This is a genomic window from Erysipelatoclostridium sp. MSK.7.34, from assembly GCF_019041935.1.
GTDB classification, from domain to species: domain Bacteria; phylum Bacillota_I; class Bacilli_A; order Erysipelotrichales; family Coprobacillaceae; genus Thomasclavelia; species Thomasclavelia ramosa.
Map to the genome: position 1 here is coordinate 162,759 of NZ_JAHPYJ010000002.1, position 13,720 is coordinate 176,478.

Below are 13,720 nucleotides of genomic sequence, written 5' to 3' on the forward strand. Positions count from 1 at the left end.
TTGATCTTTTCATCATCCTATCTTACTAAACTCTTAGCTAACCAAATATCTGGTTTTCCTAAACCATTGGCATCAGGAATCACCCCAACTATTTGATATCCTATCTTTTGATAAAACTCATAGGGATGTCGTTCAAGATTCCTAATATTTTTTATCTTTGAATATAGATCATCAAATAAATTAGTATTAGCCAATGTTGTTTTATCAAATTCATCATCACTGCCTAAATAAATGGTACAGCAGCCACAATTCTTAAGCTCATTTTCTAATGCTGTACAAAGCTTTGTACCAATACCTTGACCTTGCCACTTTTTAGAAACCGCCAAAGGATGCAATTCCCAAGCAGTGATTCCATACTGGGGAATAGCCCCAACCAACCCCATCAATATATCATTTTCAACTGCCCCCAGCATTATTCTATTTGTTGATAAACATTTTGTTATTTCTAGCTCGGCACAATCTTTATATGCATATGGAAATGCTTCAATCAATAATGTAGCTGCCTGCTGACGATAATAGGTTAAATTAGATGTTAACTTAATTATTTCCATATTTTCACCCCTTTTACTTATATAATACCATCTATTTTACTTTAAGCTGCTTAATTCTTATTTTTATATTATTAATAATATAAAAATAGGCTGTAACTAAATAGAATAAATTTATTCTAGAGGGGTTATACCTCTTTTTTATTTCAACTGTTTTTGGATATTCATAAATGTAATGTAAATATCTTTATTTTTAACTATTATAAATAATTATTTCTCTTTTCGATACTTTCTATGTTGGTTTTCAAGAAATGTGATACTAGAATAAAAACTGTACCAGTTAAATGAAAAAAAGCAATCAGCCCTTCATGCCTACAAAGCTCATATCACTTTCCTTTCTTAATAGAACTGCTAGCTATCATATAGATTTACCTCAAAAGTATTCTAACAAAGAGTCCAGTTTTTAGCTATTTAAAATACTTATTTATTAAATCATTTATATACATATCACCCCAATATCATATTTCCTGCAAAACAGGCATTAAAGACTCCCCCGCTTTGAAAGATAGTATTCTACTTTTGGAGAAATTTAAGGATATTCTTTTCTTATAATGAAATAATCAGCCTCGAGTTCTTTTAATTGTGTACTTAACATTTTGTGTGATATAGTCCCTAATGGACGTTTTAATTCACTATATCGCATTAATTCAGTTTTCCAAAGCTAAAATAAAATATTCATCTTCTATTTGCCACCTATAATTGACATTGTATATTCAAGATGGTTTTGAATTAACTGCTCCATTTGTTTACATCTATACTTATTTTTTCTTCCATTTTAAACTCTCCTTTTAGATAGTATCTTACCTAAAAGTGCATACTGTTATTTTTGTTAAGGTAGTGCTATATTACACTTAATAAAAAGAAAAAAGGAGTAATGATGATGAGAAATTTAGATAAATCAATTTCAATCAACGGATTGACGTTAAAAAACAGATTAGTAATGCCCCCAATGGCAACATCAAGTGCTGATGATGGTGAAGTAAGTCAAAGAATTCTTGATTATTATGATAAGAAAACAAAAGGTGGATATATTGGATTAGTCATTACTGAACACAGTTACATTGATATTCAAGGAATGGCCAATCCTAAACAAATGTCAGTAGCAAAGGATAGCGATATAAAAGGATTAAAGCAATTGGTAAATATAATTCATAACAATGGAAGCAAGGCGTTTGCTCAAATAAATCATGCCGGTTCAATGGCAAGAGGAACAGGATTACCTACTGTTAGTGCAAGTAATACAATACCAATAACAATGAAAGAATCCAATATCGAAATACCAGAAGAATTGAGTAAAGAACAGATTCAATATATAGTAAAAAGATTTGCTGATGCAGCCAGACGCGTAAAGTTAGCAGGTTTTGATGGGGTAGAAATTCATTCTGCACATGCATATCTTTTAAATCAATTCTATTCGCCAATAACCAATCATAGAACAGATGAATATACAGGTACAACACTTGAAGGTCGATTGAGAATTCATAAGGAAGTTATTGAAGCAGTTCGAAGTGAAGTTGGAGAAGACTTCCCAATTGCTTTACGCTTAGGTGGGTGTGATTATATGGCTGGCGGCTCAACAATTAAAGATTCCATTAAAGCCTCTCAAATGCTTGAAAGTTATGGTGTAGATATCCTTGATATAACTGGTGGAATAAATCGCTATATGATTCCATGGAATAAAGAGCCAGGATATTTTTCAGATATGACAGAGCATATTATGGAAAAAGTTTCTATTCCAGTTATTTTGACAGGTGGAATAACTAATGCCATGGATGCTGAAAAACTACTGCAATTAAACAAAGCAGATTTAATTGGTGTTGGTAGAGCTATTCTAAAAGATGATAGTTGGGCAAAAAATGCAATGGAACAAAAATAATGCAAATACTGGTATCTATAATACAAGTATTTGTTGAATTACGATACAATAAATCCGGAGATGAATACTATCTCCGGAAATGCGGCAATGACCTCTAAAAAATTTAAAAAGAAAGTAAGAAAAGTTTCCAAGAAGTTAGGAAAAATTGCCTAAAACTTATATTTAAAACCATTTTTAAGATGGTAATTCTTCTTTACCATATCATATTTATTATTAATTTAAAATATATTTTGAAATTATAAAATTTATTACAATTAAAAACAGATAAATTTGTATGTACCTAAGAAAAACATTATTCATTAATATATTAGAAAAATTATAAAGGAGAAAATACATACCTTTTATATGGGGCTTTGAATATAACGGGGAATTGATTACTTGTTTGAAATCACATGCCATAAGATTTATAAGATAATAAAAATAATGTATTTTTAAGTATATATTTTGATATTTAATCTTATTTAAAATATAGATTACAGTGTATATGAATAGCGATACAGCTGATAAACAATTATTTCTTGGATTTTGGGATTAATATAATAACTATCTTTTTCTTTTGTGAGTAAGGTAGTTATTTTTTCTATAATTATCTCAAAGAGTAATGTTACCACTATCGCTATAATTACGATTTTTTGATATTATTTTCACTATATAATTTCTAAATAATCAAAAAAGACAAGAAATAAATACCATGCTATAATAAGTACTGAAAAAGTTTAAATTGTAATGTAAGTTTACTATTTTAATTTTGGAAAATTATTCAGTATATTTGGGACATAATAATATAATGGGATATATTTTTATCAATTGCTATAGTATTTTTTAAAAGGAGGTAAAAATGAAATTAATATTAAGTGATAAATATCTAAATCTTGACGTATCAGATCATTCTAATACAAAATTTATAGATCTATCATCATTAAATATAGCTAACTGCACTGGATGCTTTGGCTGTTGGACTAAGACACCGGGGAAATGTGTTATACGTGACGATGCAACAAAAGTATATCCGTACATTGCCAAGAGTGATAATTTAATTTATATCAGTAAAATATTATATGGTGGTTATGATACCCCTATGAAGACAATGCTTGAACGTGCAATTCCGATTCAAAAGGCATTTATTAGAATACTAAACGGAGAAACACATCATGTTCAAAGAAGTGTAGAATTGAAAAATGCTACAATTATTGCCTATGGAGAAATAGGCACTGAAGAAAAAGAGATATTTAAAGCTCTGGTTGAAAGAAATGCTAAAAACATGAATTTTAAACACTATAAAATATTATTTACAAATGAACAAAACCTAGAAAAAACTGTGAAAACGGAGATGATAAAATGGAGCGAATAGTGATATTAAACGGAAGTCCGCGAGCACCTAAATCAAATTCTAAATGTTATGCAGACATTTTTTCAAAAAAATATAATAAAGACATTGAATATTACAATATAACAAAGCAAAATCATGATAAATTATGTTCTAAAATGAATGATTTCTCCGATATGTTACTGGTTTTTCCATTATATGCTGACGGGATTCCTGCTACACTTTTAAATTTTCTTAAAAGTCTTGAAAACAACTTACCAGATAAAAAACCAGTAATTTCAGTAATAATAAATTGTGGATTTTTAGAATATACACAAAATGATTTAGCAGTTAAAATGATAGAGCTGTTTTGTAAGAAAACAAATTGTGAGTTTGGATCTGTTTTAAAAATTGGTAGTGGAGAAGCAATCCTAAAAACCCCTTTCAAAATATTTGTAACAAGAAAAGTAAAGAAATTAGCAAATTCAATCCTATCAAAAAACTATAAAACACTCCATATAACAATGCCGCTCACCCCAAAATTATTTATTAAAGCATCAACAAAATATTGGATTGAATATGGAAACAGAAATGGTATCACAAAAGAACAAATGGATACAATGAGTATAGAGGATGACAATACCTTAGTTTAACAGCTATATCAAAAAGGAGCTCTTATGATTTTAAATGTAGTTAGTTTTGATGAAGCTGCGCTCCATGTTCTTTTATACTAGCAATTATTCATATATTGTGTTTTTGGATAGAAGTTTAGAGTGTTTATCGAGAGCCCAACTAGATTATATTTTACATCAAGTCCAAACAGCCCAACTAATTTCAATATCTTCTGTTTTAGAATTTTAGTCCCATTTTCTATTAGCTAATCTTTATTTGAAAATCTCGGAGCATCATCCTTAGCATCTATTTGAACTTTTTGTACAAAATAATCATTATTTTCATCTATTAAATCAACAATAAAATTATATATTCCATCATTATACTCAGTAATATTCTTTTTAATAGCTTTATGCATTAAAGAAAAGAACTCAATATAGCTTATATTTGCAGTAAGTATTAATCCTATACAATCCTCTATATTGTTTTTTTGTATTATGTATGCCTACAAAACTCATATTGCTACAATCCTTTTTTAATAAATAATCAGCTGCATACATTATATTACCGCCAACTGTATTCTATCAAAATATGTATTTATTTACTGCTTTTAGAATATTAAAACAAAAAATCTCTTTAGTTTTGTTTATCTAAAGAGAAATTTTATATTATAAAAATGTTAGCAAATTTTAAAGATGCTTTTGCAGCAGATATAACAATCATAATATTTTTTCTTTATCTGTAAGCTAGATTAATATAATATATGGAATGATAACTACTATTTTATACTATTCAGTTCTATCTTAGTATTCCATATCGATGATAGTCAAATTAGTCTGAATCTGATGATTTCAAACAATGTCAAACTGCAACATTTTTAAAATTGTCATATGCATTAAATTATATATCATTTATTATCATACCTAAAGACATTCTTCGTCAAAATGATAAATCCTTAATTGATTTTACACAACTTTTTGATATCATGCATTAAATAATCCTTCTCTATTAGAGGCTTGAATATATTTAAAATATTATCATCTAATTTATTCAAAATCTGAATATAGATAATTGGATGATAGTCAGCAAACATAATAGTTGATGGATTATTTTTTATGAGTGACAAAATTGCATTGAGATTTCCATCTGAAATATCAATACTATGTTTTGTGCAAATCAATCTTAAATCTTCAAAAGACATTTCTTGTATCTTGTGATTAATTGTTTTTATGGTATCATTCATAAACATCATACCTCCTTGCAATAGCAGTGCAACGAAAATGTCTTTATACTTTAATTATACTAATATTCAATAAGTTGTAAATTTATATAATAAGATTTTGTTTGATATTCAAAACAAAATTATCAAAATAGAATTAAGAAATATATAAAGAAAATAATTTTACCAATACCATCAAATTAAGATGACAACATTTTAATTCAAAGGAATTATCTAAAATTAATTGCATTGAATTGTTATTTTTTATAAAAAAACATATGATAAAAAGCGCCTGTAATGATTGTGTAGTTTTTTAGCTATTTTAGAGTATTACAGTTCTTTTTTTTGTAAATTAAAATAAATGATAAAATTTTAGCCTTTTTACTCTGTCTTTTCCTCATTAATTTACTGTTTTTTGACGCATTTTAAAAGAATTACCTTATTTTTGAAAAAATTTATATCTCTAATTTTACACCTGCTGGTGTTCTTTTAGGAAGCTTTCCATAGATTGCTTCATATTTTTCATCGATGGTATATATGTTTTTAAATCATTACCGTTACGCTGATATATATAATTCTTATAATTCCATCACTTATCCCAAATTGGATATTATATTCAGATTTAAATACATTTGTATGCTTATAGTAATCGTATTTTATATGCATAAATGTTACATCAGGATCTATTTTGAAACAGCTGTTACGGTTTCCCGGCATATCTATATGAATAGTATATTCCCATCAAACATTTTGTGATAAAAACAGATTGGTTGGATTAAACTATTGCGTCACAGGCAACGTGCATAACAGTGTATCGTTTTTCCAACGTATGCGTTACTAAATGAAGAATATAAAGATAGGACAAAAAATATATGTTTAAATCCAGAATATATCACACTGACAATTTGTAAGACGATATTAGAAAACAAACAAAAGATGTATGCACCATATAAAAGATCAATCACAAAAAAAGCTACATTAAAAAATATGAATATGTATGTCCCAACATAAAGATTTTAGAATACAGCGCTACAAATAAGTTAGGATATAGGAAATACAAATTAAATCCATAGAATTGCAAAAAACATCACAATTTGAGATATACAAGAGTAAAAAGGGCTTAAGGAGAATCAGCATCAAGGACTAATGATTTTTGCGTATCACATTCTAAAAATAATAGCAAGATAGGGGAACAACACTGTATGTAATCCAAAAACGCTATTTTTCTATAAGTTAGTCAATATAAAAAAAGCGATACTCGTTTTGGAGTATCACTTTGTCAAAAGTCTGAAAAAAGCGTTCATCATAGAGTGCTTTTTGCACAAGACAAAACCACAACATAATTATTTACCCGTTACAGCCTCTTTCTTAATATTTCTATATTCTTTAATGTATGGATCCCGATAAAAAGAATAAGCTAACTGTAAACACATACAACACCAAATTACCGGTTCACAAATAATCACCCCAAAATATCCTAACAATGGAATAAACAGCCAAACAAATACTATTTTCCCAATAAATTCAATTATGCTTGAAACTAAAGGAATAATCTTACGCCCCAATCCCTGTAAAGAATTTCTAAGATTCAATAAGATTCCTAACATACAATAAAATGGAGCATTTAGCATTAAATATAATGAACCATTATCAATTACTACTGCACTACTTGACCCTGACAATAATTGAACTAGAGTTGGGGCAATAAAGAATAATACAACTGTTGCAATAACACTCCACCCTACTGCAATTAAATTAGCATAACGGACCCCTTGTCGAATTCGCAATCCTTGATTTGCCCCTTTATTTTGTGAAACAAAAGTAGATAGGGCTAGACCCAATGTTGCTGCAGGCATCATACAAAAACTATTTAATTTACGAGCAGTAACATGTCCAGCAATAATTAAATAACCAAATTTGTTGATGGCGGTTTGCAAAATAACAGTTCCTGTAGAAACAATCGACATCATTAATCCCATCGAAAAACCTTGCCCTGCCAATTCTTGATATAGTTCCCTGCTAATTTTAAAATGCTCTTTGTGAGGAAGCAAAATAGGACATTTTTTATAAATATAATAAAAACAAAGAATTGCCGAAACTCCTTGAGCAATAACAGTTGCAATAGCAGCACCTTGAATTCCCATATTAAATTGAGTAATAAATAATAAATCTAATCCTACATTCAAGACTGAAGAAATAAGTAAAAAAACAAGCGGCATTACACTATTGCCAATTGCTCGCAATAATCCAGCACACAAATTATAAGCAAACATTACCCCAACAAAAATAGTAATCATAAAAATATAATCATATGCCTCATTAATTATATTTGCTGGTGTATTTAATAATTCTAATAGCGGATATAAACAAAACTGTGAAAAAAGCATTAAAATAATAGTTAACAAGATTCCTATTACGATTGATCCCGCAACTGATTTTTTTAACAAGTTCTCATCTTTAGCACCAAAACTTCGTGCTGTAACAATACTTAATCCATTTCCTACCCCTAAAGCAAAACCAACTAATAATTCATAAATAGCACCACATGCTCCAATTGCCGCCAATGATGTATCCCCTAAAAAGTTTCCTACGATCATCGTATCCATAGTATTGTAAAGTTGTTGAAAAACATTAGCCACAAATAATGGAAACGCAAAGATCAACAATGATTTTAAAATTGGATCTTTGGTTAAATCAACTTTCATTTTAAACATAATTTTCCCTCTTTTATATATTATAACTCATATTATTGTATTCCTATTATCGCCACTTTTCAACAATATCCCTTTTCAAAGAATGAAAAAACCAAGTTAACACTTGGTTTATAATGTCGCAATAAAATCTTTTAATATTTCGTAACAATTTACAAATGATGCAACTTCCATACGTTCATCTGGAGTGTGGATGTCTGCCATATTAGGACCCATCGTAATAATATCTAGCGCTGGCATCTTCCCTTTAAAGATTCCCGTTTCTAGTCCACCATGAGTAGCTACTTCTTTTACTTCTGCTCCAGTACGTTTAAAATAAAATGCTTTAAATAAATCACGTAATTTTGAATGTTGGTCGTAATTCCAACCAGGATAATAATTTGCTGGAGTAATTGTGCCACCAAAGGCATCTGCAATAATATCTAATTCATCAACCATGTTCATCACAGCGCTTTTCATTGGTGAACGTAGTAAATAATCTATTTTTAATTGTTTATCTTTAATTGATACTACACCCATATTTAATGAAACCGTTGTCAAATCTTCAATCACTAATGAACGTTCGACAAAACCACTCTTAGCTGCCATCATTAATTTTATAATATCTTTTGATTCTTTTATACTCAACGTTTGCTGTGCAATATCATTATTTAATGATAACTCAACTTTAACACCAGGATCACTAATTTCAAATTCTTCACTAAAATAATCTTGATACTCATCTGCCACTTCCTGAAGTAACTTAAAATCACTTGTACTAGCAAAAACAATTGCACATTCACGGGGAATCGCATTATTTTTTAATCCACCATTTAGATCCACTAGCTGGATATCTAAATTTGCCTTGATCATACCATACATAACTCGAGCAGCCAATTTATTGGCATTTCCTTTACCGCGATGAATCTCACCTCCAGAATGTCCTCCTGACAATCCTTTTATTAATAATGTATAAGTTGGATTTTCATTACTAGTAAAATATAATTCCTTAGTAATCATTACATCACAGCCTCCTGATGAAGTTGTGCAAATTTCTCCTTCATTTTCACTATCTAGCCCAATCATTCTTGTCGCCTTTAATAAACTTGCATCAAAACCTAACGCTCCATCAAGACCAACTTCTTCGGCAACTGTAAAAACACACTCTAAAGGTGGATTTTTAACATTAGGATCACTTAAGATTGCCAACATATAAGCAACTCCATAGCCATCATCTGCTCCTAATGTCGTCCCATTAGCACTAACATAGCCATCTTCAAGATACAAATCTAATGGATCATGTTCAAAATCATGATTACTATCTTTATTCTTTTCATTGACCATATCCATATGTGCTTCCAACATCAGTGTTTCATGATTTTCATATCCTTGACTAGCTTCTTTGTAAATAACAATATTATTTAAGTGATCCCGATGATATCTAAAACCTTTTTCTTTCGCGAATGCTTCAACAAAGTCAGCAATCTTTTCTTCATTATAAGAGCCATGGGGAATTTTACAAATTTCCTCAAAATAATAATTAACTAAAATCTCTGTGTCTAAAACAGCCATTATACCTAACCTCCATTTTCACTATTTTTATTATAACAAAATGTTTAACTAATTAACAAATCAAATTAAATGATGTATAATAATATTATTAAAGGACTTTAATAATTATTTTAATTTAGATTAACCTGTCATTAAATATCACAATCATGTATAGCTTTTAGGAGGACTAGCCAATGAAAAGACAGGCATTAATACTAAGCAGTATTTATTTGATTATAATGTGTCTAGGTTATATTTGGTGCTATCCTTTTTTCAAAATAGAAACAATTCTTTTTGATTTGATCTTTAGAACAGTTTTATGGTCAATATCTAGCTATGGATTATATATTGTCTTGCTAATACTAAAAAAATTCAGTTTGTTAAAAAACATTGCTATTAGCAAACCATTTTTAATAACCTGCCTCTCTTACATTTATTTAATTATATTTCTTGTAGAAGGATTCATTGGTTTAGTAATGGTTTTTGTTTTTAAAACATATGTTTTTGCTTACTCTTTTTTCTCAATATTAACTATCCTCCATGCAATCAAATTATCTCAAGATCTTCTCAACAATTATTGTACTTATTAATAATGCAGGAGTGGCGGAATGGCAGACGCGCTAGTTTCAGGTTCTAGTGAGATTTTCTCGTGTGGGTTCAAGTCCCATTTCCTGTACCATAATTAATTTAAAGTTTGTCGATTGTTATCTACAAACTTTTTTGTATTTATTTAATAGCCTAAAGCCCCCTGCTAAACTCACACTAAAGTGAAAAAACTTTTACTCTAGGTTACTATCTGATAGAATATAAGAAAAGCGAGGTAAGTAAATATGATTAGAACACGAAGATCAGCCTTCTTAAAATAGAAAAACTAACTATATATAAATCAAGGAATTTTAGGAACATATAAAACAATGAATCCAAGTTATACTATTTTCATTTCGACGATGAAACTTTTTCTATCCTATGGAGTGAATATAATTATAAATTTAAATATTTCTATCCAAATTACTTAAATAATCTTAAAACTTACGGTGAAATTAAAAAATATTTCCTAAACAAGAATCTGTTAATTCATTTAACTTTTCCTGTCCACCCTAGTTAACATTCAATGAGTTTTTTTAACAATTAATGATAAGCCACATTACTTATTACCAATTTTCGCAATTGGTAAATACTACAAACAAAATGATAAAACTCTTCTATCACTATCAATTAGAGTACATCATCAATTATGTGGTGCTTACCATGTTTCTCATTTTATTAATGAATTACAAATTATGATTAATGAACATAAATTTATAAAGGAATAATGATATGATTGAAATTAATAAAAAACTAGTACAAAACTTAATTAACGAACAATTTCCTCAATGGAAAGATTTAGTAATTGAACCAGTCGCTAAAAGCGGACATGATAATCGAACATTTCATTTAGGATCAAAGATGACTGTCCGTTTGCCTAGTGGTAAAGGCTATGCAGCCCAAGTTGAAAAAGAACTTACATGGCTACCTTATCTCCAAAAAAATTTAACCATGACAATTTCTTCGCCAATAGCTAAAGGTTATCCAAGCTGTGGATATCCATTTTCTTGGTCAATCAACAAATATATAGAAGGTGATACTTTAACAAAGCAAAACATTAATAATTTAAATGAATTTGCTGATGACCTAGCTAAATTCTTAAAAGAATTTCAGAAAATTGATACAACCAATGGTCCTCAAGCAGGACTTCACAACTATTATCGTGGTGGTTATCTAGCAGTATATCACAATGAAACAATCGAAGCTTTAGAAAATCTTAAAACCGTTTTACCAACTGAGCTGCTACTGAAAATCTGGCAACGTGCCCTTAATGCATCAGTATCTGATTTAAATGTTTGGGTTCATGGCGATATAGCCCCTGGCAATTTACTTGTTAAAAATAGTAAATTAGCAGCAGTAATTGATTTTGGTGTTTTAGGTGTTGGAGATCCTTCTTGTGATTATGCAATGGCTTGGACTTTTTTTGAAGAAGAAAGCCGACAGCGATTCTTAAAAAAACTAGATCAAAGGATGATTGATCGTGCTTGTGGCTGGGCTTTATGGAAGGCCCTGATCACATATAATAGCGATGAAGCAGAACGTGCGGAAAATGCTCAATATACAATCAATGAAATTATTAAAGATGAAAAAAAACTTGGTTAAATCCAAGTTTTTTTATCCTTTTTGTTCAATTTTATCTAATGCTTTAATAACATCCCAACAAAAATTATTTGGTTGTGCTAATTCTACGAAATGATGTCGCTTGAATTGTTTCATTACATTTTTTTGGACTCCAGCAAATAAAACATTAATATTATTTTGGCGACATAATTCTACTACATCAATAAACTCCCGGATCCCTGAATCATCGATTGAAGGTACACCACGCATTGAAAAAATAATATTATTACATTCATTTAAAATCTCATTAACTTTTGTAATTATTTGTTCTTGATTTCCAAAAAACAATGGACCAGCCATATAAATTACTTTAGTCCTTTGATGATCATAATTTAACTCCTTATCAAGTCGTTGTGGTTCAATATCACTTGTTTCAATATCTAAATCAGAATTATTGATTACAAATAAAATCATAGATATAAACACTCCAATTACAATTGCAACTGTCAAGTCAAATACAACGGTCGCTAACATTGTTACTAAGAATTGTGTCATACTTGTTTTTATTCGTTTCGAAAAAAATTGTTTAATTTCATGCCATTCATTCATTTTCCAGGCGGTCATAATTAACACACCGGCTAAAGCTGATAAAGGAATTCTTGACATAAATGGACCTAAAACAAACATTGAAATTAGTAAAGCCGCTGCATGAAAAATACTAACTAAACGCGTTTGACCGCCAGCTTTAATCGCAACACTCGTTCTAGCAATAGCAGCTGTAGCAGGAACACCTCCAAAAAAAGGAATAACCATATTACCAATCCCTTGTGCAAAAAGTTCTTGATCAGCATTTAACTTTTCATTTTTCATTTTTCCAGCACTAGCACCGCATAAAAGTGATTCAATCATTCCTAACATAGCAATACTAAATGCAGGAATAATTAGATTTGTTATTGCTGTTAAATTTAAACTATTCAATGACAAACGAGCTTTAGGCAATAATGTAGATGGAATACTCCCGACCTCTGCTACATTAAATTTAAATACTAAATTAATAATCAAAGCAATAATAATTCCAGCTAATGAAGCCGGAAATATATTTCCCCATTTTTTAGGCCATAAAATAATAATTGCTATTACTAGTATCCCAAAAAACAGTGCCTCTAAATTTACATTAAAGCCTAACATACGATAAGATAAGATTTTTTCAATCGGATTGCTTCCTTTCGAAGTAACTCCAAAAAAATTATCAATTTGTCCAGTTGCAATAATTATTGCGATTCCACTCGTAAATCCAGTAATTACACTAGCTGGTATAAATGATACTATCTTACCAAACTTAAATAATGAAGCAATTAATAACATTACCCCAGAAATAAAACTAGCAACAAACACCCCTTGTAAACCATATGTAGTTGACAATCCAATTAAAATTGCTGACATTGCTCCAGTTGGTCCAGAAATTTGATACGATGCCCCAGATAAGCCACCGATCAATAATCCTGCTATAATCGCTGTAATCAAACCAGCCCCAGCATCAGCACCACTACTCACCCCAAAAGCCAAAGCTAACGGCAACGCAACCGCAGCTACGGTTAATCCTGCCAAAATATCCATTACTAGCTTTTGACCATTATAACCTGCAAATTCTTTTTTCAAACTTAATACATAATCTTTAAACATCCTACCCTTTATCCTTTCAAAATACTTTTTTATTATAATGATAAATATTAGTGATTTAAAGTAAAAAATAAATATTTTACTGTTTTTTAT

General features: G+C 29.6%; 12 protein-coding genes, 1 tRNA gene and 1 pseudogene. 7 read left to right on the forward strand and 7 right to left on the reverse strand.

What is annotated here, in order from left to right:
- Positions 1–17: 17 nt before the first annotated feature.
- Entirely contained in the window at positions 18–551 is a 534-nt protein-coding gene (locus KTF99_RS02255; protein ID WP_003538694.1) for a GNAT family N-acetyltransferase, read from the reverse strand.
- Between the two features lie 526 nt (positions 552–1,077).
- Entirely contained in the window at positions 1,078–1,191 is a 114-nt protein-coding gene (locus KTF99_RS17500; RefSeq protein WP_224209066.1) for a winged helix-turn-helix transcriptional regulator, read from the reverse strand.
- Between the two features lie 237 nt (positions 1,192–1,428).
- On the opposite strand from KTF99_RS17500, the gene KTF99_RS02265 reads away from it, so the two are divergent.
- The 3 genes from KTF99_RS02265 (at position 1,429) to KTF99_RS02275 (ending at position 4,383) form a co-directional block, all read left to right on the forward strand.
- Positions 1,429–2,424: an NADH:flavin oxidoreductase gene (locus KTF99_RS02265; RefSeq protein WP_029481695.1), complete on the forward strand. Its 996-nt coding sequence runs from the start codon at positions 1,429–1,431 to the stop codon at positions 2,422–2,424.
- An 838-nt stretch (positions 2,425–3,262) separates the two neighbouring features.
- A complete protein-coding gene (locus tag KTF99_RS02270) occupies positions 3,263–3,775 on the forward strand; it encodes an NAD(P)H-dependent oxidoreductase (RefSeq protein WP_008792155.1) in 513 nt (170 codons plus the stop codon).
- A complete protein-coding gene (locus KTF99_RS02275; protein WP_009008737.1) occupies positions 3,763–4,383 on the forward strand; it encodes a hypothetical protein in 621 nt (206 codons plus the stop codon). The genes KTF99_RS02270 and KTF99_RS02275 overlap by 13 nt, the downstream gene beginning before the upstream one ends.
- A gap of 224 nt (positions 4,384–4,607) precedes the next feature.
- Here the strand turns inward: KTF99_RS02275 and KTF99_RS02280 are convergent, their stop codons facing one another.
- The 4 genes from KTF99_RS02280 to pepD all read right to left on the reverse strand — a co-directional run bounded on the left by KTF99_RS02280 (position 4,608) and on the right by pepD (position 9,823).
- Entirely contained in the window at positions 4,608–4,760 is a 153-nt protein-coding gene (locus tag KTF99_RS02280; protein ID WP_003538698.1) for a hypothetical protein, read from the reverse strand.
- A gap of 537 nt (positions 4,761–5,297) precedes the next feature.
- The gene (locus tag KTF99_RS02285; protein ID WP_008792158.1) at positions 5,298–5,585 is read right to left on the reverse strand and encodes a hypothetical protein; all 288 of its coding nucleotides are present in this window, start codon (positions 5,583–5,585) and stop codon (positions 5,298–5,300) included.
- 1,319 nt (positions 5,586–6,904) lie between these two features.
- Positions 6,905–8,275, reverse strand: a complete 1,371-nt coding sequence (locus KTF99_RS02290; RefSeq protein WP_003538700.1) for an MATE family efflux transporter — start codon at positions 8,273–8,275, stop codon at positions 6,905–6,907.
- Positions 8,276–8,383: 108 nt separating this feature from the next.
- The gene (gene pepD / locus KTF99_RS02295) at positions 8,384–9,823 is read right to left on the reverse strand and encodes a beta-Ala-His dipeptidase (RefSeq protein WP_009008735.1); all 1,440 of its coding nucleotides are present in this window, start codon (positions 9,821–9,823) and stop codon (positions 8,384–8,386) included.
- Positions 9,824–10,396: 573 nt separating this feature from the next.
- Here pepD and KTF99_RS02300 point away from each other — a divergent pair.
- The 4 genes and pseudogenes from KTF99_RS02300 (at position 10,397) to KTF99_RS02315 (ending at position 11,989) form a co-directional block, all read left to right on the forward strand.
- Positions 10,397–10,481, forward strand: a tRNA-Leu gene (locus KTF99_RS02300).
- Between the two features lie 264 nt (positions 10,482–10,745).
- A pseudogene (locus KTF99_RS17595) lies at positions 10,746–10,907 on the forward strand (CatA-like O-acetyltransferase); the annotation flags it as partial.
- A gap of 22 nt (positions 10,908–10,929) precedes the next feature.
- Entirely contained in the window at positions 10,930–11,115 is a 186-nt protein-coding gene (locus KTF99_RS17600; RefSeq protein ID WP_081446388.1) for a CatA-like O-acetyltransferase, read from the forward strand.
- Positions 11,116–11,119: 4 nt separating this feature from the next.
- The gene (locus KTF99_RS02315) at positions 11,120–11,989 is read left to right on the forward strand and encodes an aminoglycoside phosphotransferase family protein (RefSeq protein ID WP_029481699.1); all 870 of its coding nucleotides are present in this window, start codon (positions 11,120–11,122) and stop codon (positions 11,987–11,989) included.
- Between the two features lie 12 nt (positions 11,990–12,001).
- On the opposite strand, the gene KTF99_RS02320 is transcribed toward KTF99_RS02315, so the two are convergent.
- Entirely contained in the window at positions 12,002–13,630 is a 1,629-nt protein-coding gene (locus KTF99_RS02320; RefSeq protein WP_003538703.1) for a SulP family inorganic anion transporter, read from the reverse strand.
- Positions 13,631–13,720 lie beyond the last annotated feature (90 nt).

Coding starts and splice junctions, on each gene's coding strand:
- KTF99_RS02255 (WP_003538694.1), bottom strand. CDS start 551: ATGGAAATAATTAAGTTAACATCTAATTTAACCTATTATCGTCAGCAG.
- KTF99_RS02280 (WP_003538698.1), bottom strand. CDS start 4,760: ATGCATAAAGCTATTAAAAAGAATATTACTGAGTATAATGATGGAATA.
- pepD (WP_009008735.1), bottom strand. CDS start 9,823: ATGGCTGTTTTAGACACAGAGATTTTAGTTAATTATTATTTTGAGGAA.
- KTF99_RS02320 (WP_003538703.1), bottom strand. CDS start 13,630: ATGTTTAAAGATTATGTATTAAGTTTGAAAAAAGAATTTGCAGGTTAT.
- KTF99_RS02285 (WP_008792158.1), bottom strand. CDS start 5,585: ATGAATGATACCATAAAAACAATTAATCACAAGATACAAGAAATGTCT.
- KTF99_RS02275 (WP_009008737.1), top strand. CDS start 3,763: ATGGAGCGAATAGTGATATTAAACGGAAGTCCGCGAGCACCTAAATCA.
- KTF99_RS02290 (WP_003538700.1), bottom strand. CDS start 8,275: ATGTTTAAAATGAAAGTTGATTTAACCAAAGATCCAATTTTAAAATCA.
- KTF99_RS02270 (WP_008792155.1), top strand. CDS start 3,263: ATGAAATTAATATTAAGTGATAAATATCTAAATCTTGACGTATCAGAT.
- KTF99_RS17500 (WP_224209066.1), bottom strand. CDS start 1,191: ATGCGATATAGTGAATTAAAACGTCCATTAGGGACTATATCACACAAA.
- KTF99_RS02315 (WP_029481699.1), top strand. CDS start 11,120: ATGATTGAAATTAATAAAAAACTAGTACAAAACTTAATTAACGAACAA.
- KTF99_RS02265 (WP_029481695.1), top strand. CDS start 1,429: ATGAGAAATTTAGATAAATCAATTTCAATCAACGGATTGACGTTAAAA.